Raw genomic sequence first — 26,178 nt, forward strand, 5'->3', positions numbered from 1 at the left:
TTGACATTGCGTTACTGGTAGACATTCAAATCTCGATCGGGGTAGTTCTCGTAGAAGTGTTCGAAAACGGCGGAGCACTTCTGCTCATAGAGATCCTTTGAGAAGGCCCGGGGCAGCCCCTCATCTAGCAGATCCTTGATCGCATCCTCGACAGACGCTCGCGCCCGGCGCGTCTTCCGCCAGTCGAGGACGAGAAGGTTCTTGAGCCGCTCCAGCAAGTACCTCGCGACTCTTTTCACTTCCGCTCGTTCCTCTGTGGATAGATCTGGTGCTGGCCGCGTCAATATGTCGAAGATGACCAGCTCTTCCTCAGACAGATTCTCGCGGACATGCCGCTTCTCCTCATCGGTCAGACTGCGGCTCAGTTCTACTAGCGCGCGGAATAGCTCCTCGATGTTGAGGCTCCCAGCGTTGTAGTCCTCGATCAACTGCTCAAACCTCGCACGGAAGTCGACTCGGGTTTTGTTCAGGCGGACCAGCTCTTCCAACTGCACCCGGACGGCTGCTTTCAAGACTTCCAAGTCGGTGTTCTTGTGCTTCGCTCGAGTGAATTTCTTCTGGAGCGCGTCGAAGTCGATCTTGGAAAGGTCCAAAACGACCCCGCCTGCTTTCGGCATCGAGACGCCAGTGATCGATGTATCCAGCAGCTCGCCAATGTCTGCCATCACGGCCGAGATGTTCACTGGGTCAGGATGGAGCTTGGCACGCATCGCCTCAGCGATAGCGCTCAAGCAAAGAACAGACTCCGTAAAGTTCAGGGCTGCCTTGTCTGGCTTCAGGGCGTTATAAAGAGTGTTCACCAGCCGTTCGTGGGCCTGGAAGTCGCGGCGCACCGCGTCCGGCGAGATCAACGCGTTCACCGCATCATCCAGCCGTGCCAAACGCTCGAGGCCGATCGGCGTCTGCGCGATTTCGTCGATCGAGACACCATGGTTCACGCAAAACTGCCTGGTTTCCTCAAGGCTAACCGCCAGATCCGCGACGAGCTTCCCGATATCCTTGACCGGCGACTTCCCATCCTTGCCGGCGCCATAGATCGCAAGCGCCTTCTCGAGCGATGCAAAGACGTTGGCGTAGTCCACGATCACGCCGCTGTGTTTCCCGGGGTACACGCGATTCGCGCGGGCGATGGTCTGCATCAGCGTGTGGTTACGAATCGGTTTGTCCAGGTAGATCGTTGAGCAGCTCGGCACATCGAAGCCCGTCAGCCACATGGCGCACACGAAGACGATGCGGAGCGGGTCCTTCGCATCCTTGAATCTTTCGTCAAGTCCGGGCTGGGACTCCTTCATCCGCTTACGGTGCGGCGCGATATCCAGACCTAGTTTCTGCATCTCCGCGATCTCGTTCTGCGCAGGCGAAACGATCAGGGCCATATCTGTCGACTTCAGCAGCTCTTGCCGCTGCCACAGTTCGCCGTGTTGCGATTCGTTGAGATCGGTACGTTGCACCTCCATGTCGACACGAGCAGCCTCTTCATTCCAGTACTTCCGGACCTTGTCATACATCCGCAGCGCAGTAGCCTTGTCGATGGCGACGACCATGGCCTTGCCCGCGAAGCCGCGGCCCAGGAAGTGCCGCACGACATCCTTCGCTATCGTCTCCAGGCGGTCGTCGCGAGTGAGCAGGTGATACTGCCTGCTGAGCTCGCGCTCCAGCTTCTTTTCCTGCTCCGGATCAAGATCGGCATCTTCTACCAGGTCGTAGATCTGCTCATTCAGATCGGGATTGACGAGTTGCAGCTCAGGCGTGCGGTTCTCGTAGAACAACGGTACCGTGGCGCCGTCCTCCATCGACTGCTGGAAGTCATAAATCGAAACGTAGTCGCCAAAGACGTCCTTGGTGCGCTCCTCACCGGCGATCAGGGGCGTCCCGGTAAAGGCCAGGAAGGTCGCGTTCGGCAGCGAGGAGCGCATGTTCAGCGCCAGAGTGTCGTATTGGCTGCGGTGCGCCTCGTCCGTGATCACGATGATGTCGGAGCGGTCGTTCAGCGGCTCGGGCGACTGGAACTTCTGGATCAGCGTGAAGACGTAGCGGTGGTTGCCCTGGAGCAGCTCGCGGAGGTGGCTGCCGCTGTCCGCATGGACCTGCTTGCTCTCCGTCTCGCTTACCGCCCCGGTGGCTTTGAAGGTCTTGGCAATCTGGTCGTCGAGCTCCACGCGGTCGGTGACGATGACGAAGGTCCAGTTGCCGTGCTGCTTGCGCATCATCTTCTGCGCGAAGAAGACCATGGAGTAGCTTTTGCCGCTGCCCTGGGTCTGCCAGAAGACGCCGCCGCGGCCGTGGCGTTCGTCGCGGGCCTTCAGGGTCGAGGCGATGGCGTTGTTCACGCCCAGAACCTGGTGGTTCTGGCCGATGATCTTGACGATGCCTTCTTTGGCCTCGGAGAACAGCGTGAAATTCTCGACGATGTCGAGCAGACGGGTCTTGTCGCAGGTGCCTCGGAGCATCGTCTCCATGGAGACTCGGCGCTTCTCGTCCTCGCTCTCGATGCGCTTCCACTCGAAGAAGCGGTCCCAGTCGGCGGTCAGAGAGCCGACGCGGCTGTCTGTACCGTTCGAGGCGATCATCAGGGCGTTGAACCAGAAGAGGGCTGGGATTTGCGCCTTGTAATGCGTCAGGTTGTCGTCGAAGGCGGCGCGGGCCGGGACCCCAGCGTTTTTCAGCTCGATCACGACGAGCGGCAGTCCGTTGACGAAGCCGATCAGGTCGGGCCGGCAAGTGTAGAGAGTGCCGGTGATGGTCATCTGGTTGAGCAGCAGGAAGTCGTTTGCCTGCGGCGTCTCCCAGTCGATCACTCGAACGCGTTCTTGCTTCTGGCCGTGGTGGTCGCCGTCGCGGACGGTGACGAGAACGCCTTCTTTCAGTAACTTGTACACCTCGCGGTTGGCCGCGGGCAGCAGCATCGCCGAACGGTCGAGCATGAGGGTTTCAATAGCCGCAGTGATGGCTTCCGCAGGCACGCCGGGATTCAGACGCTCAAGTGCAGTGTGCAGTTGCGGCACCAGCACGACCTCGCTCTTCGTCTCGCGACCGAGCGAACCGTTGGCTCCAAAGGTTTCCTCCGCCGCCGATGCCGTCTCCCACTCCATCCAGCGGAACAGCTCGATGGCTGGCTGTTCGACGAGAAGGTTTTCGGAGAAGGGTGGCATGGGCTAGTTAGCCTCCAACTTGATTTGACCTGAAAGAAGGCGGGGAAGGAGTAGATCGCGCGTTACTCTAAGGTTCTCGTTTTGATTCAGGTAGCTGACAACTGCTTTTCGGAGCGGTCCAACTACCCCTCCGAAAGCGGTCTGAATTTCCAGAGGGGGAATAATCATTTCGACCTGTCCGATAGCCCTTCGCGACAATTCAGTTTGTCCCGTTGCACCGACTCCTAGACGCTCAAACTCGGTCTCGCGATCAAGAAGAGCGCACCCGAAATAGTGTTGGTCGGTGCCGGGTGTAGGCCGAACGATTGTTACGTGAGAGTCAACCGTGACGGGGCCGATTTTATCTACTACCTGCGCTACCCGACCAAGAGTTCCGACCCCAGTTGAATTGATGAGCACATCGCCGACGCTCAGGATCCTGGTTTTGGGGATCATCTTCGATTGCCTGCGGGCCGGGCCGAGTGAAAGACGTTGGTCACGTATGCACTTCTGATTTATAACTAACGACTCTCCGTCGTCATCATACTTCGGCGAAATGCCACGAGAGAGAAATGCGGCGATATTGTCGATTGTTCCCGGCTTCCAACCCATCGGGACTTGCCCGAGATGTGATGGAACGCGAGGATGGTTTTCGTGACAGGGGAAGCGGAAGTGGACGAACCACTCTCGATAGACACTGCGGACCATATTCTCCAGTATCCGGATCCGTCGCTGGTTATTCTCAATCAGATCGTCATAGGCAGACAGCAAGGCCCCAATTCGTCGCTGCATTGGCGGCTCCGGCATGCGAAGGGTCAGCTTGCTGAAGGCCGTCTTATTCAAAATTGGGGTCCTGACTCCAGCTGCGGAGCCCAGCGACAGAAGTTGCTGCTTTCTTGGCAGCAAAGAATAATAAAGAAAGCTGGCATTCACCTCATCATGCGGGACTACTGTGTTTATTTGCTGGTTGGTAAAGGAGTCCGTCTCCGTCATCACAACTTCACCCATCTGCCAACCGATGCAGGAGACACAGACGCTTCCTGCTGGGACTTTGATCCTGGAGAGTAACGCGGCGCCCTTCTCCGACAAGCTCCTCGTTGTCGATCTGACGTATTTACCCTGATGCATATCCCCAGGGGTGATGAACGGAAAATCATTCCCGAAATACTCAGGGTTCTCAGTGGGAGGGGTACGGCCCGTGACTAGTCTGCCAACTTCCCCGATCTCCATCTTTTTCCAAGATTCGGGCATTCTTAAGCTCCAAGGATCTCAGCAGCGTTGCGGGCGATAGTTACTTCTAACTCACGCGCTTGGGAATTAAGGGATGAGAGCTGTTCATTTAGCGCCTCGAACTGTTGATGGAAATCCACATCGCTGATCCTCTCTCCAGGAGCCACGCCAACATACCGGCCGGGGTTGAGTGACCATCCCTGCTCCCCGATTTCTTGTCGTGTGGCCACCTTGCAAAGTCCGAGGCTATCGACGTACTTCGGTTTCGTCCCGAAGATATCCTTGATTTTCGCCTCCGCATCAACACCGCCGCAGGTGTAGTCCAGTTTCTCGCCACGGTAAAGTCTTACGACATTGGCGAGGAAGCCGATCTGTGCAGCGCTCCAGTCGCGGTGGGCGCGGTCAATCTGGCGGTAGATGTGGCGCGCATCAAGAAAGAGCACCGTGTCTTTGCGCGACGTCGTGGCCTTGGCCTTGTCGAAGAACCAGAGCGTACAGGGCAGCGTGACCGTGTAGAACATGTTTGGGCCGACGGCGACGATGACGTCGACCGCGCCGGACTCGATTAGCTTTTGCCGAATCTCCTGCTCGGAGGAGCGTGCATCCGCGGCCGAGTTCGCCATGACAAAACCGGCGCGGCCTTTAGCGTTTAGCGAGGAGTGGAAGAGCTGGATCCAGAGGTAGTTCGCGTTGTCTGCGCGCGGAAGACCGAACGGGAAGCGGCGGTTGGGTCCGACCGCATCCTTGAGGCGTTCTTTGTCGACGGCATCCACATTGAAAGGAGGATTGGCGAGGACGAAGTCGAACTTGCCGATGGCGGAGTGCGGGTCGTCGTAGTAGGTGTTGACGTTGCCGCCGTGCTTGATGTCGCCCTCGAGGCCGTGGACGGCGAGGTTCATGCGGCAGAGCCGGCCGGTGGCGTCGGTCTTCTCGACGCCATGGATGGAGAGTTCGGCGGCGGGGTTGTGCTTGTGCTCGGCGACGAAGCGCGCCGAGGAGACGAACATTCCGCCGGAGCCGCAGGCGGGATCGAGGATGCGGCCGTGGTAGGGCTCGATGACTTCGGTGAGCAGGCGGACGATGGGGGAGGGGGTGTAGAACTCGCCGCCGCCCTGGCCCTCGGTGCGGGCGAACTCGCCGAGAAAGTACTCATAGATACGGCCGAAGGCGTCGTAGTCCAACGACGCAGGGATCTCGGAGATGAGCTTGAGGATCTCCTTCAGCAGTGTGCTGGTGAAGCGGCTGTAGGTGCGCGGGAGGACGCCGGCGAGCTGGTCATTGTGCTTCTCGATCTCGCGCATGGCCTCGTTGACGGCCTTGCCGATGTTGGCGGACTCGGGCAGCGAAAGGAGGTAATCGAAGCGAGCATCCGGCGGGAGGTAGAGAACCCCGGATGCGTGATAAGCGGCGGGGTCGTCAACGCGAGAGCTGCGTCGCGAACCGGCAGCTGCCTTCTCGAGCGTGGCGCGCTGGGCGTCGAAGCGCACGCCGGCGAAGCGCAGGAAGATGAGGCCAAGGATCGGCTGCGAGTACTCGGAGGCAGCAAGGTCAGAGTTGGCGCGGAACTGGTCGGCGGCGTCCCACAGGCGCTTCTCGAGCGTCGTGGTGCCGGCATCTTTCTCGGAAGGGGCAATCCACTGCATAGGCGTTGAGTAGGAGTTTACCTCGTAAGTCAACGTATTACATCGCTTTCCGCCAAGACCTGCTTGCAACAAATCGTTGGCAAGAAAGGCGGGAGAGCAACCATCAACGCACACAGAGAAGGCGGCCTAGAGCCGCCTCTTCTCATTGGAGGCACATATGCTTGCACCCCCAACGCCTCGTCGGCGCTGGGTCGTCCTGGACATCCGGTCTGCCCCCGTGGGGTTTACCCCGGGGTACCGAAATTTCGTTGGGTTGACTCATAGGGTGGCGTCCATCGCGATGCTGATCGACAACGGCGTACAGGTTGTCACACATCACCTCGAGGAGCGGAGGGAGGATGACTTGCTGAGCCGCCTTTGGGAACTGATGAAGCCGAATGACGTGGCGATTGGGGGAACCGCAATTGATGCCCGGTGGACCTTGCTCCTGCATCGTTCCTGGATGCGGCGCTTCCCCTCGCTGGATATCTCCATCCTGAACGTCGAAGCCGATTCTCGATCAGGTGCCGGGGAGGACTTGCCGGCCGACGACTCGGGAAAGTCCCGGGTCAATGTCCCGTTGGGACCTTCAGCCAATGAAGTGATCCGGCTACATCAACTTGCTCTGAATGCGATTGACCGCGTCTAGAGGCGCTGGAGCGGCTTCCCCTGAGCTGCTCATTTCTCGAGGCCCGAGGAACAGGCCCAAGGGGACATTGTCCTGAAGAGACGTATGACCAATTCTTCAGCGATGTCAATGTGTTTATAGCGCTCTCTGCTGCCGAGAGCGCCAAAGCGCAAGGATTGAATCGGGGGCGATGAACGGAGAGAAGACACCCACCTTCTGCACCTTCACGATCGTACCTCAGGGTTAACCAGTGGGCAAAGCGCCCACGCAACCACCTCAGAAGATTCGAAGGGTTTCAGAACGAGGGGCCGCATATGCGGCCGCGGTCGAAACCCACCGGATTTCCGGCACCTGCCCGAGACGGCAGGATGTACTCGGTATGCCTGAAAGGAACATGGATGAAGTTCTACCAGCGGTACCCGACCCGCAAGGAGCTGCAACTCCGACAGGAGTTTGCAGCGTTCTTCAATGCGCCGATCTTTACGTGGGATTGGTATGTGACGCTCACGATGGATCGTGGCCTTACACCCGCCGTTGCGCGTGGTCTCCGGGACTCGTTCTTCAGAGAGGTCGCCGAGTATTGCCACATCACGGCGATCCTCTGGGTAGAAGAGAGCAAACCGTCAGGACTGGGATTCGCTGGTAACGGAATCCACTTCCACCTGCTGTTGGAATGCAAAGATATGGATCCCAGTCGTGTGAAAGCCCACTGGGAACGTGCTTGTTACGGCGGAAAGCGTTGTAAGGGCAATGAGCAAAGGCGCGGTGTCGACGTCAACGAGACTATGGGGGGATCGGCGTATATCGTACGGTTCGTCTCCAGCATTTCCGCGACATACTACATGCTCAAGGATCATCACATTGACCCTGACGCCTGGGGTCTGATTGACACACTTGGATCGCGCCGCCTGCCTCCGACGAAGACCCAGATACGTCGCATGCAGCGAATCGCTGCAAAGCGCCGGCAGCATGAGCAGTCCCATCGGGGTGACTTTCGCTATGACATCCCTGTGAGTCCGATTAGCTAAGCCCCCGCGATCTTTGGCCTGCCGGTCGGATGCTGGCAGGCCTACCCCACGAAATCTGAATCCTCTTGTCGGCAGGATGATCTCGAACTCCTACGTCGACCTATCGCGGATTTGCTGGGTATCGTGCGTACCCAGCCTCATAGCCGATCGGTAGCCGCTGAAGAGCGGCGTTGCGACCTCTTGCTCATCCGGTCCCTGTCGCTTGCTGGCGAAAGCGTCAAAGGCAATCTAGTGCTCGAGCGCGGTCGCAACTATGACAATCAGGACGGCTCTATTTGCGTATCTACCCTGCACATTTTGGTAGCCCTCCTGCTTTGCTGCAATGTGGCAATAGAGCCCACGCTCGACTGGAGGGAAGATGAGAAGTTCAATAACGCCGTCGGACGACGAAGTCCGCTGGCTTTGGAGGGAGGCAGATAAATGCCCGGACCAGCGTGCACTACCTGCGCTTGGGCTAATGCTCTCCCAAGGCACTTCGATCGCCGTCCTCAATCGCCTCCGATGGAACCAACTAGACCGGAGGAATGCCATCTTGGCCTACCCGTGCGGTAACGGGTACGGCTCTCTGTGGATCACTCCCTACCTTCAGACCCTGTTCAACCGGCTTCCCCACAAGAAGTCTCCCTTTATATTCGCCCCGATCAATGAGGGCCAGCTCACCCTAAACACTCTCATCCTGGGGCTGCTCCATAGGAGCGGACTCTCACACCTCCAAGCCTCAGACCTTGTCGAATGGTCTCGCAACCAGAGTCTGGCCGTCCGCAGGTCGACGGTCACAACCTAAAGGAAAATCCATGTCCCCAGCACGTGAGTGGTCCAACGCCCGCATGAGCCCGTCAAAGATCGGCGTGCTCTCCAACCCCAATGCCTGTTTGCGCTGCTTCTGGACTCTGCTTCGCGCTAAGTTCAAGAAGCCCTTCAGCTTCCCCATGCCTGGCATCATGTTCACGCTCGACGCCCAGGAAAAGGCGCTCGTTAAGGCATTCGTTTCCCGCGGCGAACGCCTCCCAAAGTACTTCGGCGCATTCCGTGACGTTGTCGAGATCATCCCGATGCGCACCGTGTCGGGGCGCCACGAGGAAACGGGTCTCGATCTTTATGGCCTGCCTGACCTAGTGCTGCGGCTTCAGTCCGGCGAGGTCCTCGTTATTGATAACAAGACGGCCCAGCCCAAGGATCCGGATCATCCGCTCTATGGAATGTATGTCGCGCAGCTGAATTTTTACGCGATGGTGATTGCCATGATGGACCCCGAAAATGCTCCAACTAGGCTCGCATTGCTCAATTACGCCATCTCCGGCCTCGATGACGAGGAACTCTACGAGATGACGAGTAGCGACTCTATGCTTGCGCGTTTCAAGCCGGTAATCCAGGAACTCACCTGCAATCCCGCCGAGATCGTTGAACCGCTGCTTCGCAAGGTTAGGAAGCTGATCGATGCGACGGAACCGCCAGCCGGCGCCGAAGGGTGTAAGGATTGTGCAATCTTGGCCAGTTTCAGCGACTGCCTCAGCGTGAACGATTCGGCACGCGGGTCCTGGATGACCTCCCAGGAGCAGACGCAGTGGTTGCGTCTTCATGATCATCGGCGTCTCAGTGCGATCGACTCCGTTCGTCAGGCGCAGTTGGACACAGTGACAGCGGTTGCTCAGGCAGAGCGCCCCTACGGAGTTCTTGCAGCCTGGGCAGAGTCCGAATAAATAGGAATGCGGTCTGCGAAGGGCACCCATTGGGTGCCCTTTCTTCTTGCCAAGACTGCTCAACGGAATTGGTCGCGGTCGAGTTGCTTCGCCGGCATCTGCAAGACGCCCATGTGAACTCAAGCAGGATAGGACCCAGATTGCCCGGCCCATCCAAACCAAACGAATAGAGGAACTAATGAACATCGATCCAAAAGAAGATCTTCGCTACGTGGCACTAGACGTCCAAACCCTCGGACCATTGCCTCAGGCGCTACGCTACGACTGTGCACCTGCCGATCCACCTGTTATCGCCATTAGCTTGCTAATCGACGACGGACAGAAGCTTACGGAGCATTCTCTCGTCAGCGACTACGAGCCTGCAATTCTCAGGGCATTCTGGAATGCTCTAAAGCCTCGCGATCTCCTGATCGGGCTAGACTCCGTTGAGAAGTCGATGTCCTGGGTGCGACAGCGGTCCCTGCTTGCGGGGATACGGCCGGCAGACGAGTTTGATCTTCAGCGCTTCTTCAGCCACGACATTGTGGAAGTGCTAACCATGTGGGGAAACTGCCCCGTGTTGCACCGTCCATCCCTGGACGACCTGGGAGAAATGCTTGACATTGTCCGCTACGACGTCCGGCTGAACACAACTGTCAATAGATGGTCTGTACGTGATCTGGCGGGGATCCGCGCCGAAGCGCAGCAAGAGGCTCGCTTTCTTTACGAAGCCTTGCACCGGCTGGCTGGTCGGAAGTTGCCTGACCGCTACTTCGGGTTGCCGCGCATTAGCTCGGATCGCCGAACTCTCGAAATCGTCTTCCGGCGGCCTTGAGCTGGAGAACGCCTTCAGTGATCAGGACGAGAAAATCCCAGCGAGCAACTAACCGCCCTTCGCTCTGTGTGATTGGTCGCCAGCCAACTCGAGTCGTACCGCACCTTCCGCGAATGCGTTGGATTTACTTGGACATTTTGGTAGCCCCTCCCTCCCGTAGCAGTGTTGGAAACAGGACGGGGGCATAACCATTGCGTGGTTGCCGCGCACCCATTTAGCGGGCACCCTTTGGTGCTCCCCTCCTGCGTAGCAAGAACGGCAGCATCACCTTTGCGACTGCGAAGCTCACTTCGCGATAGCAGTGATACGACCACTGGGAGTGTGCATGACAACCACGAGGGAGCGGCGGCTTTATTCCGCCGCTCAGGTACAGGAATTACTCAACATCAGCCGTCACGACGTAGACAGGCTGATCAATACAGGTCAGCTTGTAGGCATTCGGCTCTGCGGAGAGGTTCGCTTCGATTCGAAGGATCTCGAAGTCTTGATCGAAACATACAAACGAGTTGCTGAAAGGACGAAGGATGTCAAGTCAGTTGGATAGCGTTCTGCCGCCGGTCGAGCCGCAGAACACCGAGCCTGAGGCCCGCACCGTCCCACACGGGGCGAAGCGCATTGTGCAGCGCAACAAGATGATCCCGACTACTTACCGCCCGGCCCGGAAGTGCGATCGGCGTGGATGCGAGGTCATCGTCCGGGCCGCTATGGTCATCAAGCGCCATAGGTTGGCGTTCTGTTCGACAAAGTGCCGGGCGAAGTATCACAAGGAGTCACATCTGGCGGGCCACTGTCGGTACTGCGGTTCCGAGATTTTCGATAGTCGCGGTCGTGTGGGCAAGCGTGTCTACTGCTCGCGAGAACACCAGATTCTCGGCATCGAAGATGAGAACTTTGCTCCGGCGGGACCGTTCAGGTCCGTAATCGAGAATTATCTCGGCCGCGCTCTTCACTACAGGGGAAAGACCCTGACGTCCGTCAAGGTTGGTCTTGTGTCCTTCTTCGCCTATGCTCACAGCGTTGAAGGCGCTAATACCGTCAACGAAATCACGCCGTCGATGGTAACGCGGTACATCGCTTCGGAGCGTCGGCGGGAGCGCTCCGCAGACAACGCAATCGGATTCTTGAGTACCTTCTACCGTTACCTGATGGCAGAAGACGATTCCATGATGCTGCGCAACCCGGTGATCTCGAGGCTGCATTACGAGAAGAGGCCGCAGAGGCTTCCGAGGCCCTATACCGACGAGCAGCTGAGCGGGATCCGCGATCTGATCGAGGGAAGCGGGCGGCTCGAACTGATGCTCGCGGCCGCAATTGGCGAAGAGTGCGGGCTCCGCATCGGTGAAGTAGCCAACATTCGGGTTGTCGATGTCGACACGCTAAGGCAGACCATCCATGTGCGACTACCCACCAAGAATCTGGAAGAACGTGATGTCCCCTATCATGACCGGGTCGCGCTGCATATGAGCCGGTGGCTTGAGCGTCGTCTGCCATGCGGAGAGGACGACCACTTGCTCCTCTCTTTGAGGGGGCGGCCCTACTCGAACAGCACACTCTGCATGCAGTTTCACAACCTCTTCCTCCGACAGGATTCGCCTGCGCATGGTTTCTCGTTTCATCGGCTCCGCCACACCTGGGCCACGAAGCTGATGAACAACGGTCTGGAACTGTCGGTGCTCAAGCTGCTTGGCGGTTGGAAGGACCTCACCTCGATGCAGCGGTACATCCAGGTGATGCCGGAGACCATCCAGCGCCAGTACCAGGAGGCATTCCAGAAGCTCTCGGCGAGGCCTCAGGAGCGCATCGCTCCGGTCATCTCGCTGAACGAGTATGCCCGGCGCAGGGCGGCGTAGACCACCAGTCACAGGATGGCGGGTAACACTGCTTACCCGCCATCAATTAAAAACAAAGGACTTATGCGGATCGAAGAATATATGTTGTCACTGTCCGTCAGGACCCGAAGCGTCGAAACGCTTCGGGCATACCGCCAGGATCTTCAGCGCTTCCAGCTCTTCCTCCATACCAACAACCTCTCAATAGACCAGGTGAGGCCTTCGACGATCGAGTCTTACGTGGCGCACCTAAACACCGAGAGTCAGCGGCTACGCGGGCAAGCGCTGTCTCCAGCCACGATTGTGCGAAGGCTAGCGGTCGTGTCGGATTACTTCGACTGGACGCAACAGGACTCAGAGTCTTTCGGTCTCAATCCGGCGCGCATTGTGCGTCGTCCCAAAGTTCGCAACGTCGGGATTCGATCAGTGGACGACGTCACGCTCGAGGCACTTCTGTTGAGCGTGAGTCACAGACGTGACAGGGCGATCATCTTGCTCTTCCTGTATTCAGGACTGCGACTCTCGGAGCTGCGAAGTCTCAACCGAGACACCATTAGCGCACGTTGCGTATCACTCCCAGATGGGAGCTCCGACTACTTCGGGGAAGGTGAAGTGACAGGGAAGGGTAACAAGCGTCGGTCTTTCCGGCTGGGCCCTCCGGCCTTGGCGGCGATCGCGATCTATATGTCAGAGGATCGTGAAGATGACTCTAACCCTGCACTATTCCTTTCCGAGCGCGGCGAACGCATTAGTGCCCGTAGTATCCAGCGCATCCTGTCTTCTGCGTGCGAAGCCGCCGGAATTCCCCACATCCATCCGCACCAGCTTAGGCACTCGTTCGCTACCCGAGCCGTCAACGCGGGTATGTCAACACCGGTGCTTCAAGAGCTCATGGGGCACTCAAGCCTCGCAACAACTCAGCGCTACTTCCACATGAAGGCAGAGCGGGTCGCTCGCGAGTATCACGCGACGATGGCGTTCGTACGGCTTACTTCGCCAGTCTGAACACTGCGTATCAAGCTAGCCCGGCAGAACTCCTCCGAAAAGGTCGAGCGGCGGATGCAGTTGGTACGCCAGGAGCCAACGGCCCAGGCCACAGTACCGCAAGGATAGTTACCACGTGTCTAACAACATTGAGAAGCCAATCACGGCACAGCAGCTTTCAGAGATCATCCCCTTGCACCCCGTCACGATCCTGCGTTGGGCGCGAGAGGGCCGAATCCCACACCTTCGCCTGAGCGCGCGCAAGATCGTCTTCTTGCCTACGGAGATCAACGCGTGGCTGAGCTCGCGGTACACTGATCCAGCCGTTCGTGCCGCCCAACCCGAAAGGCAGGCAGCATGAACAAGATGACGCACACGCGCGAACGCTACCAAGCTGGTTCTTTGAAAATCGAGAAGCGTCGCACCGGCGGAGATGTTTGGATCTATCGCTGGCGCGAGTATCGGAGCGACGGGACGTCGACGTACCGAAAGCGGATAGTCGGGCTGGTGAGTGAGTTGCGGACAAAATCCGCGGCTCACAAGGCTATCGAAGGTCTCAAGCTCGATATCAACGCAGAGGTGACGAAGATGCCCGTGACTCGCACAGTCGCGGAGCTAATTTCACACTACGAAGAAGTGGAGCTTGCCAGCGGCAAGCATACGCTTCGCGTAAGACAGGTCTACAAGCATAACCTGAACGACTTGATCCTACCGAGGTGGGGCGACTACCGCTTGCAAGACGTCACGCCAGTGGCGGTGGAACGGTGGCTCGCTGAATTGCCGTACGCCCCTGCCACACGCACGAAAGTGAAGGGAGTGTTCGGCACGCTATTCCGTCATGGAATGCGTTACCAATGGGTAGCGACCAATCCGATCGCGCTCGTGCGCAGCAGTAGCAAGCGGGTGAATGCGCCGGACATCCTCACTCCCCTTGAGATCCAGGCGATCGTCGCGGAGCTTTCTGAGCCGGCACGAACCGTCACCAAGCTCGCCGCCATCACGGGGATGCGGCGCGGCGAATTGTTCGGGCTGAAGTGGCAGGATCTGGACTTCCATGGTCGAGCGATCCACATCAGGCGCAGCCTAGTGGATCAGGTGGAGGGATTGCCGAAGACGGAGACATCGCGGAAACCTCTGCCGATGTCAGACGGCCTCGCGGTGACGCTCTCCTCCTGGAGGGAGCGCACAGATTACGCGCAACCCGAAGACTGGGTCTTTGCGAGCCCCGTGTCTTTCGGTGAGTTCCCCTACTGGCCGGACATGATGCTGCGTCGGCACATCCTGCCCGCGGCGACGCGGTTGGGTATTCGGAAGCGGATTGGGTGGCATACCTTCAGGCGCACGGCAGCAACGCTACTGATGTCGTCCGGCTCGTCGTTGAAAACAACCCAGGAACTGATGCGACACGCAACTGCCGACATCACGATGGAGCTGTATGCCCAGGCCATTACGGAAGAGAAGCGGCAGGCTCAGAACGCCCTGGCGGCGCTCATTTCTGGGCCGGCGGTAGCGTTGAATGAAGCTGATTCAGGCGCGGCAGCATAACTGAACCCCTCTGCACCCGAGGTTGCACCCAGAGGATCTAGAAGCTTTGATCAAGTTGTTGAAAGTAAATGGTCGGGACGACTAGATTCGAACTAGCGACCTCACCCACCCCAAGGGTGCGCTCTACCAGGCTGAGCCACGTCCCGACTTCTTTCTTGTAGCGCCAGGCATTCGCCTCGCGCGGGGTACAACCAGTCTACACCAGACTGCGGATGCGGAGATGCGCTTCTATCTCTAGAGCTTCCGCCCGCGCTCGCTGCGCCGGGTCGGAGGCAGATGTCGTGAATTCGAAGCTTGCCCCAGAGGCATGCCGGCCCCGCACCAGCCACACATTGGCCGAGCGTTCTTCGATTCGAACTTCCCAGCCGGGCAGGCCAATCTCCAGCTGCATCTCGCTGCCTACTTCTCGGGCGCCACGTATTCTTTGGGCAGCTCACCGCCGCCGCCGAAGAAGAACTCGTTCATCTGCTCCACGAGGAACTCCTGCGCTTCGCGCGTCCAGGGCTGCAGGCGGTACTCGTTCAGCAGCATCTTCTGGCGCTCCAGCCACTCGGTCCAGGCCTTCTGGGAGACGTTCTTGTAGATCTTCTGCCCGAAGTCGGAGTCAAATGGCGGCTCGTCCAGGCCCTCCATCTCCGCGTGATACTTCGTGCAAAACACCATATGAGCCATCGTGCGCTTCCTCCGTACTCCAGTTTACCCGATGGGCGTGAAGCCGAGGCCATGCCGCTGGCCTGCGCCGATTCTGACAGCCCTCCGGCTCCCTATAATCCGAAGTGCATGAGCTCCCAGCCGACCTCCGACCTGACTCCCGACCAGAAGATTGAAGCGCTGCGCGAGGAGCTGCGCCAGCATGAGTACGAGTACTACGTGCTGGACGCGCCCACCTGGACCGACGCCCAGTACGACGCGCGGATGAACGAGCTGAAGCGGCTCGAGGCCGAGCATCCCGAGCTGGTCACGGCGGACTCGCCGACGCAGCGTGTGGGTGGCAAGCCCAAGGAGGGCTTCGCCAAGGTCGCGCACTCGCGGCCGATGCTCTCGCTGGACAACGCCTACAACGGCGACGAGCTGCGCGCGTGGGCGGAGCGAGTGCAGGGCGGCCTGGCTGCCGGAGAGACGCCGCGTTTCGTCTGCGAGTTGAAGCTCGATGGGCTCTCGCTGGCGCTGACGTATATCGCCGGCGCCAAGGGTGAGGCTGTGCTCAAGTCCGGCGTCACGCGCGGCGATGGCACGGTGGGTGAGGATGTGACCAGCAATGTGCGGACGATTCGCTCTGTACCGCTGCACATCAGCGCGAAGCGGCTGAAGGACGTCGGACTGCCGCAGGAGTTCGAGGTGCGCGGCGAGGTGGTGCTGCCGCAGGCGGCGTTCGAGAAGATGAACGAGGAGCGCGTCGCGCAGGGCATGGCCCCTGCAGCCAACCCGCGCAACGCAGCGGCAGGCACCATCCGCACATTGGAGCCCAACATCGTCGCACAGCGCCGGCTGGAGATGTTCGCCTACTTCCTATTGCGTGGCCCGGGGGAGAACGCGGGGGAGCCGCTGCTCGCCAACCAGAGCTCTGCGCTGGCTGCGCTGCGGGCCTGCGGGCTGCTGGTGAATACGCACGCGAAGACCGTTGTGACCATCGACGAGGTGCTCGCTTTCATCGCTGATGCCGAGGGCATCCGCGACTCGCTGCCCTATGAGATCGATGGGGTGGTGATCAAGGTGGACTCGGTGGCGCAGCAGCGGCGGCTGGGCTTTACGGGCAAAGCTCCGCGCTGGGCGATCGCGTACAAGTTTCCGGCGCGTGCGGGCATCACGAAGCTCGAAGGCGTGCTCTTCCAGGTGGGACGCACGGGTAAGGTCACGCCTGTCGCCTGCCTTGCGCCGATCTTTATCGGCGGCACTACCGTCACGCGCGCCACGCTGCACAACGCGGATGAGATTGCGCGCCTGGGCGTTCGTATCGGTGACAGCGTCTCAGTCGAGCGTGGCGGGGATGTGATCCCGAAGATCACCGAAGTCGTGAGCGACGCGAAGCACGAGCGCGGCACGCAGGAGATCGTCTTCCCTACGCACTGTCCCGTCTGCGGCACGGAGCTGGTGAAGGCGGAGGGCGAGGTCGACTGGCGCTGCGTGAACAACGCCTGCCCGGCCCGCGTGCGCGAGGAGCTGCTGCACTGGGCCGCGCGCAGCGTGATGAACATCGAGGGCCTGGGCGAGTCGATGGTGGCGCAGCTGCTGGGGCAGAAGGCGTCGCTGCTGGGTGAAGAAGAAGAGGTCAGCGAAGAGGGCGCACCGGTCATCGAGCGCGAGCCCATCGTGCACAGCATCGCAGACCTCTACCGGCTCACGCGTGAGCAGCTGCTGGGGCTTGAACGTATCGGCGAGAAAACTGCCGACGCTCTGCTGTCGCAAATTGAGCGCTCAAAGAAGGCAGGCCTTGCACGCGTGCTCGTAGGCCTCGGCATTCGCTTCGTTGGCGAGCGCACCGCGCAGCTACTCGCGCAGCAGTTCGGGACGATCGAAGCTATTGAAGCCGCAAGCCTCGACGATCTGATGGCAGTCAACGAGGTGGGACCACGTGTGGCCGAGGCCATCCGCGAGTATTTCTCCATCGAGCGCAATGTGGAGCTGGTGCGCGCGCTGGGCGAACTGGGCGTCGAGATGAAGGCCGAGAAGAAGGAGATCGGCACGGCCTTCGCGGGCCTCACCTTTGTGCTTACCGGCACGCTACCTACGTTGACTCGCGATGAGGCCAAGGAGCGGATCGAGTCTGCCGGTGGCAAGGTCTCAGGCTCGGTCTCGAAGAAGACGAGCTACGTCGTCGCAGGCGATGAGGCTGGCTCGAAGCTCGAGAAGGCGCAGCAGCTCGGCGTCGCGGTCATCGACGAAGCGAAGCTGCTGGAGATGCTCGGCTAAGCCACGCGGCTGCGTCGCCGGTGCATCATCACCCAGCCCACAGCTACGACCAGGTATGCCGCGTAGAAGTACGGGAAGTACACCAGCGGAGCTGGCGGCACGGGGTAGAAGTTGCTCGCCATTGCAGCCAGCATGGCGAGCGTGGCTGCGCCTGTGAGCAGCAAGGTGACTGCGGTGAGCCTGCCGGTGTTCTTCAGGTGGAAGGCCAGCGCGACCGCGACCATGCCATACGCGGTGAGGAACCCATAGACCGCGAAGGTGCCAGCCCAGTTGTAGATGTCCGAGCCCGTCGCGCCGCGCAGTGCCATCAGTGCGGCCGGGAGGAAGGCCAGCGCGCCTGCGAGCAGGCTGGCCAAGCCCGGAGTCTCATGCACCGCGCTGGTGTGCTTCAAGCTGCTGTGCGCCATGCCGTCGTGAGCCATCAGCAGCAGCACGCGTGAAGACGCGATGACGCAGGAGAGTGTCGCGGCGAACGCACTCACCAGCACGCCCGCATCGATGACCGAAGCCGCGAAGCCGATGTGTGCCGCGCCCGCAAGGTAGTGGAAGGGAGCATCGCTCTGGTCCAGCGCGATGGGTGAGCCGGCGAAGCCCATCACCTCTCCGTAGCAGCAGACGATGAAGAAGATGCCAGAGAGGATGGCGCTCTGGATTACGGCCCGCGGGATGGTGCGGAGCGGGTTCTGTGCCTCCGCGCCCAGCGTAGTGGCGCTCTCGAAGCCGACGAAGCTGAAGATCGCGAGCATCACGCCCAGGCCCACGCCGCGCGAGGCCGGCCATTTCAGCAGCGAGGCTACGGCGAACTGCCGGTGGTCGAGGTTCCAGCCGTGGCGGAAGAGCGTCGCCCCGATGACGATGGAGATCAGCACGACGGAGATGGCCTCGATATAGAGCATCATGCGCGCGGAGATCTTCACGTCGCGATAGGCGACCCATGTGGCCGTCGCCGCCGCGATGGCGACGAGTGCCACGGAGGTGAGAGTGCGCGGAAGATGCGCGGTCGCGGGGATGCGGTCCAGGAAGACGAACGAGAACTTGAGGAAGCCGCCGATGACGGCCGAGGCCGTCGCGATGTACGCGCAGAAGAGCGCCCAGGCGGTGATGGCGCCGCAGGCCTCCGGCAGCGAGCGCCGGGTGTAGACGTACAGCGAGCCGGGCGATGAGGACTCACGCGCGAACGCCGCCACGCACAGGCCGACGAGGATCATCAGCGCGGTCGCGACCAGGTAAGCGATGGCTGTGCCCTGTCCTGCCAGCGCGAAGACCAGCGGAATCGTCGCCGGGGGCGAGGTGCTGGGCGCGATGGTGGAGATGGACTGCGCGAGCGTCTCCAGAGGCGAAAGCGCGCCTTCGCGCAGGCCGAACGAGGGGGAGAACGAGGTCTTGGGGCCGTCGCTGATGGTTGCGGTCTCGTGGTGCAACGTCACACTCCTCGCGGAAGATCCTTCGGTACAGCCACGGAATACACGAACGTCTGCGGATCGGTTCGATTCGCAGAAGGACGGAAAACTTGGCCGTGGATACGCCTCCAGCATACCCTGAAGGAGGATGGTTGCAGCGGCGCACGCGGCAGCCTCCTTCGATAGGAAGAAATGGATCTCAAGGACAAGTCGGCTAAGCTCGCGGAGCAGCTGGGTTCGCTCGGTTCGGTGCTGGTCGCCTACTCGGGCGGCACGGATTCGGCGTTCCTGGCATGGAAGGCGTATCGGGAGCTGGGAGATCGCATGCTCGCGGTGATCGCGGACTCGCCCTCCCTGCCGCGACGCGAGCTGGCGGCGGCGCTCGACTTCACGGCGCAGCACGGAATCCCCACGCGCATCCTGCAGACGGCTGAGCTGGAGAGCGAAGACTACGCCCGCAACGATGCGCAGCGCTGCTTTCACTGCAAGGACGAGCTCTTTACGCGCATGGAGCAAGCGCGTTCGGAGCTGGGCTTCGCGCATCTCGCGTACGGCCGCAACCTCGATGACGATGGCGAGTTCCGGCCCGGTCAGCGCGCGGCTTCGATGCATCATGCGGTTGCTCCATTGGCGGAGGCGTTGTTGACCAAGGCTGAGATCCGCACCCTGGCACGCGAGGCCAGACTCAGTCTCGCGGACAAGCCCGCGAGCGCTTGCCTGTCCTCGCGCATTGAATATGGACGTGCGGTAACGGTGGAGGCGCTCGCGCAGGTGGAGCAGGCTGAAGATGCACTGCACGCGCTGGGCTTTGCGCAGGTGCGCGTGCGGCATCACGGCAATCTCGCCCGTGTAGAGATCGCTCGCGAAGATCTTGCACGTGCGCTCAATGTCGAGATGTTCGATGCCATCACGCACGCGCTGCGGCCACTTGGCTTTACCTACACCACGCTGGACACGCAGGGGTATCGCTCCGGCTCGATGAATGATGTGCTGCCAGTCTCGGCGGTAAGGCCCGCGCGTTGAGTCGCGCGAAAGAACGACAAGGACCTATGAAGATTGCGTATCTCGATTGCTTTGCCGGCATCTCCGGTGACATGTTTCTCGGCGCTCTGCTGGATGCGGGTGTGCCGCTCGCCGTGCTGGAAGAAGCCACAGCCACTCTGAACATCGGTGCGAGCCTGCGCGTGGAGCGTGTGGATCGCAGCGGCATTATGTCCACCAAGGTGCATGTGATGGAAGGCGAGCGGCTTGCTGAAGATGCCACATCCGACGCGATGCCGGAGCAGCAGGAGCATACGCACTCGCATCATCCGCAGACGCAGCATGAGCACAAGGGCGGCCATCATCATGACCACGAACCTCACGAGCACGCTCATGATGAGACGAACACGCACAGTCGCGACCACTCGCATGGCCGCTCGTTGACGGAGATTCGCCGCATCATCGCGGCCGCTTCGCTGGCGGAGCCGGTCAAGCGTACAGCCATTCGCGCCTTCGAACTGCTGGGAGCCTCCGAGGCGAAGATCCATGGTGTGGATGTGGAGCAGATCCACTTCCATGAAGTAGGAGCTGTCGATGCGATCGTCGATATCGTTGCTGCCAGCGCGGGGATTCATCACCTCAACGTGGGCAAATGGTTCAGCTCGGCGGTCAATGTTGGCGGCGGTATGGTGGAGTGCGCGCACGGCACGTTTCCTGTGCCTGCGCCTGCGACGGCCGATCTGCTGCGCGGCGTGCCAACGTACTCGGCGCATGTGCAGAAGGAACTCGTGACGCCGACCGGCGCCGCGTTGCTGCGTGTGCTCGATGCCGAGTTTGGACCGCAGCCGGCAATGCAGATCGAGAGCATCGGCTATGGCGCGGGCTCGCGCAATCCGCATGGCTTCCCGAATGTGTTGAGGCTAAGCCTCGGTGAAGCTCTGGCACAGGTGAGTGAGATGGTCACCGTCATTGAGACGGCCATCGACGACCTCTCGCCGCAGCTGCTGGCGAACGTGGCCGAGCTTGCCCTGACAAAGGGTGCGCTCGATGTGATGCTCACGCCCGTCATCATGAAGAAGGGAAGGCCAGGTACGCTCATCACGGTGCTCGCGAGCGATGCGACTACCGAAGCGTTGCAGTCGCTGCTGCTGCGAGAGACCAGCTCGCTCGGGCTGCGGATACGGCGTGATGAACGCATCGTCCTCGAGCGGCGCTTCGAGACGGTTGCGACGAAGTTTGGAGAGATTCGCATCAAGCTTGGCTTGCGTGGCAGTGAGGTCTTCAATGCCGCACCGGAGTTCGAAGACTGCCGTGCAGCAGCAGAGGCTCGTGACGTCGCGGTGAAGCTTGTGCAGCAGGCCGCGATGGCTGCCTGGACGAACAAGTCGGCGGAGTCCCGATGACGAAGCCGCAACTGCTTGAGGTGCTGGCACAGGTGGAGCGGGGTGCGTTATCGCCGGAAGATGCAGCGTCGCGCCTTCGCTCGCTGCCGTACGAAGATCTCGGCCACACTCGCGTCGATCATCATCGCAGCCTGCGTTCGGGGCTGCCGGAGGTGATCTATGCGGCGGGCAAGTCAACGCAGCAGGTGCTGGAGATCTTCCGTGCGTTGGCAGTGAGCGGTGTCGATGTACTGGCGACACGCGTTGCTGCAGAGGCTGCTGCGGCGATCCTCGCGGAACATCCCTCAGCTCAGCATCACGAGCTGGCGCTGACCGTTTCATTGCGTCGAAGCGAGACGGCACGGCGCGGGCACATCGCTGTGGTTTGTGCAGGAACGAGCGATCTTCCTGTTGCGGAGGAAGCTGCTGTAACAGCCGAGACCTTCGGCGCCGAGGTGACGCGGCTCTATGATGTTGGCGTTGCTGGCGTCCATCGCTTGCTGGCTGTTCGCGAGCAGCTTGATGCCGCAGACGTGGTCATCGTGTGCGCGGGGATGGAGGGGGCACTGCCTTCCGTCGTTGGCGGGCTCGTTGGAGTGCCGGTGATCGCTGTGCCGACGTCCGTGGGTTATGGAGCTTCGTTCGGTGGAGTCACCGCGCTGCTGGGGATGCTGAACTCCTGCAGCCCGAACGTGACGGTGGTGAATATCGACAACGGCTTTGGCGCGGCGTATACGGCGACGATGATTGCACGTGCCGGGGAGCGGTGACCCCCCTACCCCCGGGTGTCGATAAAATCCTGATCGCAATCGGGATAGAGGCGGGGATTACCCCTGGCTGGCTGCGCTGCTTGAGGCCGCAGACGATCCGGGGCCCAGTCCTCGCGGAAGAGGCTGCGACGCGTCTCCTGCTTTTCGAGCACTTCTTCCATGATAGCGGCTGGCGAGGGGGGAGTACGCCAGGCCGCAGGTGATGGATTTGAGCTGCATTGACGCGGGTTTGCGCGTTGCCGGCGGGACGGGTGGGGTTGACAGGGTTAGGGCGGAACGGAGCTACTCTTCCTTCTTTTTGTTCCGCGACTTCACCTTGAACCAGATCGGTGAGCCGATGAACTTGAAGCTGTCGCGCACTTCGTTGGCGAGGAAGCGTTCGTAGCTGAAGTGCAGCTTCACATCGCGGTCGGTGAAGAGCACGAAGGTGGGTGGAGCTACGGCGGCCTGCGTCATGTAGTAGATCTTGACGCGCTTGTTCATCGGCACGCTGGCGCGCTGGAAGTCGATGCGGTCGAGGAACCGATTCATCGCGCCGGTCGACACGCGCTTGCGGCGCTCGCGCGCAACCAGCTCGATCTTCTTGAAGACCTCGCCGATGCCCTTGGACTCTGCGGCCGAGATGAACAACAGCGGAGCGTAGTCCAGGAACTTCAGAGCGTCGCGCACCTGCTGCTCATAGACCTTCTTGTCGGCGATCGGGCCGCCGTCGAACGCGCGGTTGCCGTCAGGACCGGCCTTGGTCATCAGGTCCCACTTGTTGACGATGATGATGACGCTGCGGCCGCTCTCGTGCGCGTAGCCGCCGATGTTGGCATCGGCGGCGGCGACGCCTTCAATCGCGTCGATCACCAGCAGAGCCACGTCCGCAGCTTCAAGATGCTTGCGGCTCATGATGACCGAGAGCTTCTCGGCCATGAGCTTGGTCTTGCCCTTGCGGCGGATGCCGGCGGTGTCGATGAAGCGGAAGTCGTGGCCATCACGATGCACGACCTCGTCGACCGCATCGCGCGTGGTGCCTGCGATGGGTGAGACGATTGCGCGTTCGGTGCCGGTCAGCGCGTTCAGCAGCGTGCTCTTGCCGACGTTGGGGCGGCCGATGATGGCGACCTTCGTCTCGGTCGGTACATGTTCGGCATGAGAGCGCAACCTGCGCTCCGGCGTGCCGGTCTCTTCGTCGGGCGGTTGCTGGGCGCCCGGCAGAGGATCACCGCCGCCGTCCATGTCCTCAAGCTCTTCCGTCTCTTCGGTGTCGAGGCTCTCTTCGGGCTCCTCGGCGACAAACTCCGGCGGCAGCGCGGCCCACACCTCGTCCAGCAGGTCGCCGATGCCATTGCCGTGCTCGGCGCTGATGGGCTGTACGTTCTTGAAGCCCAGCTGGCGGAAGTTCTCGGCCTGCGCAAACATCTCCGCAGAGTCGGCCTTGTTCACCGCGAGGAACAGCGGCTTCTTGCCCCCGCTGCGCAACAGCAGGCGTGCCAGCTCGCGGTCGGGCGAGGCCAGTTCGGTGCGGCCATCGACCACCATGATGATCGCGTCAGCTTCTTCCAGCGCAACCTGCGCCTGCCGGAAGATCTCGCTGGGGATCAGGGCTTCATCGTCAGGAATCACACCGCCGGTATCGACCAGGCGCACCGTGCGGCCGGACCATTCGACCTCGCCGTAGATGCGATCCCGCGTGATGCCGGGTTCATCGCCCACAATGGAGCGGCGCGATTCGGTGAGCCGGTTGAACAGGGTGGACTTGCCCACGTTGGGGCGGCCGCAGATGGCGACCAGCGGCATGCGGTACGGGTCGCGATGGCCCGCGTCAGGGACCAGCGTCAGGCGGCTGGCAAGCTTCTCAGCTTCCTTCCAGTCGCGCTCTTCATCGCCTGTGCCCACGGCGCCACTCAGCAGAGGACGGCGGGTGCGTGCGCGCGTCGGCTCAGCGCCGGCCTTGCTGCCGGGAGCCAGCGTCTTCTTGTGCTCGAACTCGGGGCTGCGCGCAGGGATCCGCGCTGCCTTCTCGGCGGCAGCTTTCTTCGCAGCAATCTCTTTACGCTTCTTCGGAGAGACCGCCGCGGTCTTTGCGGAAGTCTTGTCGGCTCCCTGCTTCGGGTTGCGGCCCAGCTTGGGCCGGGTGCTGGCCTGCCGGTGTTTCTTGCCTAACCGCTTTGTCGTTCCACGCTTCGGAGCCATATCTCTTCTATGGTCGCACGTTTGGCCCCGTCGGGCCGCCATTCGCGGCTCTTCGAGGCTCCATGTTGGCCTCTGTTTCCCTCTGTCGCGGCCTTCCGTAGAATGCGGGGGCCAGTCCTCCACTCCGTCTGGCGTTGCGCGAGGTGACAGGTTGAATCGAAGACGTTGGCTGCAAGGGGCATTGTGGAGCGGTGCCGCCGCCGCCTCGCGCGCGCAGAAGATCCCGGCGATGCTTGCTCCGCAACCCACCGCGACGACCGTGCGCGGCCAGCGGCTCATCACGCTCTGCCTCATGATCCGCACCACGCCATGGGAGGTCTCGCGCGACGTCAAGCTGCTCGATCGCGACGAGTCCGCCTGGCACACGCTGGAAGGCGTGCGCGCGCTGCGCGAGGCCTTCGCCACAGGCAATCCCGACGGCCGCCTCACCTGGGGCTTCACGCTCAACGCGCTCGAAGACAAGCGCAAGAACTACCAGCAGATCCGGGCCTACGCGGTCGAGTGCCACCATCGCTTCGGCGACGAGATCTCCTACTTCCCCGGCTACTTTCCCGCGATGTACCTTCCGCGCGAGCGCGTGAACCGCGAGATGACGGAGGCCCTCCAGATCATCACCTCGTTTGTTGGCGAGGGCTACCGCCCCGGCTGCGTGATGGGCGGCTTTCTCTCCGCCGACACGCTGCGCTACCTGGCCGAAAAGGAGAAGATCCACGCGGCGCACGCGGTCATCTGGAGCCAGCATGCCATCGACGGCGGAGGCGCGGATGGCTCGCCGTCGTACCCGTTCTATCCCTCTACGGAGCACTTCTGTAAGCCCGCGCAGGGCGCTGCCGACTTCATCGACTGCGTGAACCTCGATGGCTGGACGATGGACTTCATCTGCGCCCGCCGCAGCGGGGCGCTGGACCACAAGCTGACCGGCTACAACAGCCGCCGGGGCGTCGGGCCCATCGAGACCTACGTCGGCTGGGGCCTGGACCTCGGCCATCGCGAGGTGATGCACACCCAGAGCATCCACTTCGACGAAGGCTTCCAGCGCAACGGCTTCGCTTGGGTCACCAACATCTGGGAGGCGCAGATGGTCTACGAGTTCGGCATGGACCTCGTCTGCTCCGCGATGCGCATGTGGGTGACGGACACGCGCAAACGCTGGCCCGACGCCCGCTTCGTCACCTTCGGCGAGTACGGCGCGCTGTACCGCAGCACCTTCCCCAACAACGACAAGCTCAATGTGAGCTTCCTCGAACGAGGCTCCGGGCTGGGCGATTCGTACAACAACCTCGAGATCGAGTGGTTCATGAACCGCAGCTTCCGCCTCGCCCTGCTGCGCGACTGGCACAGCAACACCCCGCGCCAGGTCATCGATCTCACCCGCTACGACCTGCCCGCGCAGGAGCCGCCCGACCCCAGCCCGCAGCACCCGGCAAAGAACTGGAGCCTGATGAATCGCATCAACCAGAAAGGCTTGCGCCCGCAGGACAAGCCGCGGCCGTTGGCCGAGCTCGATCCGCAGGATCTGGAGTTCGTCCTCGCAACGCTGCCGCAGCTCAAGGCCTACCTGTAACGAGATGCAATAACCTTTCCCTTGACACCTTCTTCGAGATTCATGACAGCCAAACCCATCCCGACCGCGATCTTGAGCGCCACCGCCGCCTATTTCCTTCTTGGCTCGGCGGCCCTTGTGCTCGGAGGAGGTGGACACGGACTCGTTGAGCCGTTGTTGCTGATGGCTGCGCCGATACCCGTCCAATGGATGGGGTACTACGGCCTTCCGCTGGTCGTCATTTACTGGGGCAACACAGGATATGTGGCGGCGCGGGGAGCCAAGTGGATGCTGCCCATGCTGCTTGTGCTGCATTACGTCGTCGGTGCGATTGTCGTCGCGGTTGCACTGCGCACGGAGCTGAATGACTCGTATTTTCCCCTCGGACAGGTAGCGCGAGACCTCGCATGGCCGCTCGCTTTCTGGATCATCGGCTACCTCGCGATGCAGGGAATCTTGTGGTTCATCTGGAAGGCGAAGAAAGGGCGATTATCATGAGA

General features: G+C 61.0%; 22 protein-coding genes and 1 tRNA gene. 15 read left to right on the forward strand and 8 right to left on the reverse strand.

Annotated features, from left to right (window positions below):
- Positions 1-11 precede the first annotated feature (11 nt).
- The 3 genes from C4S68_RS15280 to C4S68_RS15290 are packed head-to-tail and all read right to left on the reverse strand — an operon-like array spanning position 12 to position 6,004.
- The gene (locus C4S68_RS15280) at positions 12-3,152 is read right to left on the reverse strand and encodes a type I restriction endonuclease subunit R (RefSeq protein ID WP_103933951.1); all 3,141 of its coding nucleotides are present in this window, start codon (positions 3,150-3,152) and stop codon (positions 12-14) included.
- Between the two features lie 3 nt (positions 3,153-3,155).
- Positions 3,156-4,382, reverse strand: a complete 1,227-nt coding sequence (locus tag C4S68_RS15285) for a restriction endonuclease subunit S (protein WP_103933952.1) — start codon at positions 4,380-4,382, stop codon at positions 3,156-3,158.
- A gap of 2 nt (positions 4,383-4,384) precedes the next feature.
- Positions 4,385-6,004 carry a type I restriction-modification system subunit M gene (locus tag C4S68_RS15290; protein ID WP_103933953.1) on the reverse strand — a complete coding sequence of 540 codons (1,620 nt, stop codon included), beginning with the start codon at positions 6,002-6,004 and terminating at the stop codon, positions 4,385-4,387.
- Positions 6,005-6,284: 280 nt separating this feature from the next.
- Between C4S68_RS15290 and C4S68_RS15295 the strand changes: the two genes are divergently transcribed.
- The 9 genes from C4S68_RS15295 to C4S68_RS15340 all read left to right on the forward strand — a co-directional run bounded on the left by C4S68_RS15295 (position 6,285) and on the right by C4S68_RS15340 (position 14,511).
- Complete coding sequence (locus C4S68_RS15295) at positions 6,285-6,632, forward strand: hypothetical protein (protein ID WP_146072172.1); 348 nt, start codon at positions 6,285-6,287, stop codon at positions 6,630-6,632.
- Positions 6,633-7,009: 377 nt separating this feature from the next.
- Positions 7,010-7,639: a hypothetical protein gene (locus C4S68_RS15300; RefSeq protein WP_103933955.1), complete on the forward strand. Its 630-nt coding sequence runs from the start codon at positions 7,010-7,012 to the stop codon at positions 7,637-7,639.
- A 794-nt stretch (positions 7,640-8,433) separates the two neighbouring features.
- Positions 8,434-9,339: a PD-(D/E)XK nuclease family protein gene (locus C4S68_RS15310; RefSeq protein WP_103933958.1), complete on the forward strand. Its 906-nt coding sequence runs from the start codon at positions 8,434-8,436 to the stop codon at positions 9,337-9,339.
- A 178-nt stretch (positions 9,340-9,517) separates the two neighbouring features.
- Positions 9,518-10,153, forward strand: a complete 636-nt coding sequence (locus C4S68_RS15315) for a hypothetical protein (RefSeq protein WP_103933960.1) — start codon at positions 9,518-9,520, stop codon at positions 10,151-10,153.
- A 325-nt stretch (positions 10,154-10,478) separates the two neighbouring features.
- The gene (locus C4S68_RS23975) at positions 10,479-10,697 is read left to right on the forward strand and encodes a helix-turn-helix domain-containing protein (protein WP_103933961.1); all 219 of its coding nucleotides are present in this window, start codon (positions 10,479-10,481) and stop codon (positions 10,695-10,697) included.
- Between the two features lie 445 nt (positions 10,698-11,142).
- Positions 11,143-12,003, forward strand: coding sequence for a tyrosine-type recombinase/integrase (locus C4S68_RS23250; RefSeq protein WP_160115182.1), 861 nt, complete (start codon positions 11,143-11,145; stop codon positions 12,001-12,003).
- Between the two features lie 81 nt (positions 12,004-12,084).
- Positions 12,085-12,987 carry a tyrosine-type recombinase/integrase gene (locus C4S68_RS23980; RefSeq protein WP_407641113.1) on the forward strand — a complete coding sequence of 301 codons (903 nt, stop codon included), beginning with the start codon at positions 12,085-12,087 and terminating at the stop codon, positions 12,985-12,987.
- 115 nt (positions 12,988-13,102) lie between these two features.
- Positions 13,103-13,327, forward strand: coding sequence for a helix-turn-helix transcriptional regulator (locus tag C4S68_RS23985; protein WP_103933966.1), 225 nt, complete (start codon positions 13,103-13,105; stop codon positions 13,325-13,327).
- Positions 13,324-14,511, forward strand: coding sequence for a tyrosine-type recombinase/integrase (locus C4S68_RS15340; RefSeq protein WP_235011624.1), 1,188 nt, complete (start codon positions 13,324-13,326; stop codon positions 14,509-14,511). The genes C4S68_RS23985 and C4S68_RS15340 overlap by 4 nt, the downstream gene beginning before the upstream one ends.
- Before the next feature lie 69 nt (positions 14,512-14,580).
- Here C4S68_RS15340 and C4S68_RS15345 read toward each other — a convergent pair.
- From C4S68_RS15345 to C4S68_RS15355, 3 genes are all read right to left on the reverse strand, one after another.
- Positions 14,581-14,657, reverse strand: a tRNA-Pro gene (locus tag C4S68_RS15345).
- A gap of 50 nt (positions 14,658-14,707) precedes the next feature.
- Positions 14,708-14,902: a hypothetical protein gene (locus tag C4S68_RS15350; RefSeq protein ID WP_103933967.1), complete on the reverse strand. Its 195-nt coding sequence runs from the start codon at positions 14,900-14,902 to the stop codon at positions 14,708-14,710.
- A gap of 8 nt (positions 14,903-14,910) precedes the next feature.
- A complete protein-coding gene (locus tag C4S68_RS15355) occupies positions 14,911-15,183 on the reverse strand; it encodes an oxidative damage protection protein (RefSeq protein ID WP_103933969.1) in 273 nt (90 codons plus the stop codon).
- A 108-nt stretch (positions 15,184-15,291) separates the two neighbouring features.
- On the opposite strand from C4S68_RS15355, the gene ligA reads away from it, so the two are divergent.
- Entirely contained in the window at positions 15,292-17,421 is a 2,130-nt protein-coding gene (ligA, locus tag C4S68_RS15360; RefSeq protein WP_103934140.1) for an NAD-dependent DNA ligase LigA, read from the forward strand.
- On the opposite strand, the gene C4S68_RS15365 is transcribed toward ligA, so the two are convergent.
- A complete protein-coding gene (locus C4S68_RS15365) occupies positions 17,418-18,842 on the reverse strand; it encodes an APC family permease (RefSeq protein WP_103933970.1) in 1,425 nt (474 codons plus the stop codon). The genes ligA and C4S68_RS15365 overlap by 4 nt on opposite strands.
- Positions 18,843-19,013: 171 nt before the next feature.
- Here C4S68_RS15365 and larE point away from each other — a divergent pair, with 171 nt between their 5' ends.
- The 3 genes from larE to larB are packed head-to-tail and all read left to right on the forward strand — an operon-like array spanning position 19,014 to position 21,954.
- Positions 19,014-19,844: an ATP-dependent sacrificial sulfur transferase LarE gene (larE, locus tag C4S68_RS15370; protein WP_103933971.1), complete on the forward strand. Its 831-nt coding sequence runs from the start codon at positions 19,014-19,016 to the stop codon at positions 19,842-19,844.
- 26 nt (positions 19,845-19,870) lie between these two features.
- Complete coding sequence (gene larC, locus C4S68_RS15375) at positions 19,871-21,205, forward strand: nickel pincer cofactor biosynthesis protein LarC (protein ID WP_103933972.1); 1,335 nt, start codon at positions 19,871-19,873, stop codon at positions 21,203-21,205.
- On the forward strand, positions 21,202-21,954 hold the full coding sequence (gene larB / locus C4S68_RS15380) for a nickel pincer cofactor biosynthesis protein LarB (protein WP_103933973.1): 753 nt from the start codon (positions 21,202-21,204) through the stop codon (positions 21,952-21,954). Before larC ends, larB begins: the two co-directional genes overlap by 4 nt.
- A 282-nt stretch (positions 21,955-22,236) precedes the next feature.
- Here the strand turns inward: larB and der are convergent, their stop codons facing one another.
- The gene (der, locus tag C4S68_RS15385) at positions 22,237-24,135 is read right to left on the reverse strand and encodes a ribosome biogenesis GTPase Der (RefSeq protein WP_103933974.1); all 1,899 of its coding nucleotides are present in this window, start codon (positions 24,133-24,135) and stop codon (positions 22,237-22,239) included.
- Positions 24,136-24,286: 151 nt separating this feature from the next.
- On the opposite strand from der, the gene C4S68_RS15390 reads away from it, so the two are divergent.
- Both C4S68_RS15390 and C4S68_RS15395 read left to right on the forward strand, forming a co-directional pair.
- Complete coding sequence (locus tag C4S68_RS15390; RefSeq protein WP_235011625.1) at positions 24,287-25,699, forward strand: DUF3863 domain-containing protein; 1,413 nt, start codon at positions 24,287-24,289, stop codon at positions 25,697-25,699.
- 42 nt (positions 25,700-25,741) lie between these two features.
- Positions 25,742-26,176 carry a hypothetical protein gene (locus C4S68_RS15395; protein WP_103933975.1) on the forward strand — a complete coding sequence of 145 codons (435 nt, stop codon included), beginning with the start codon at positions 25,742-25,744 and terminating at the stop codon, positions 26,174-26,176.
- Positions 26,177-26,178 lie beyond the last annotated feature (2 nt).

Source organism: Bryocella elongata (assembly GCF_900108185.1).
In the GTDB taxonomy this organism is placed as follows: domain Bacteria; phylum Acidobacteriota; class Terriglobia; order Terriglobales; family Acidobacteriaceae; genus Granulicella; species Granulicella elongata.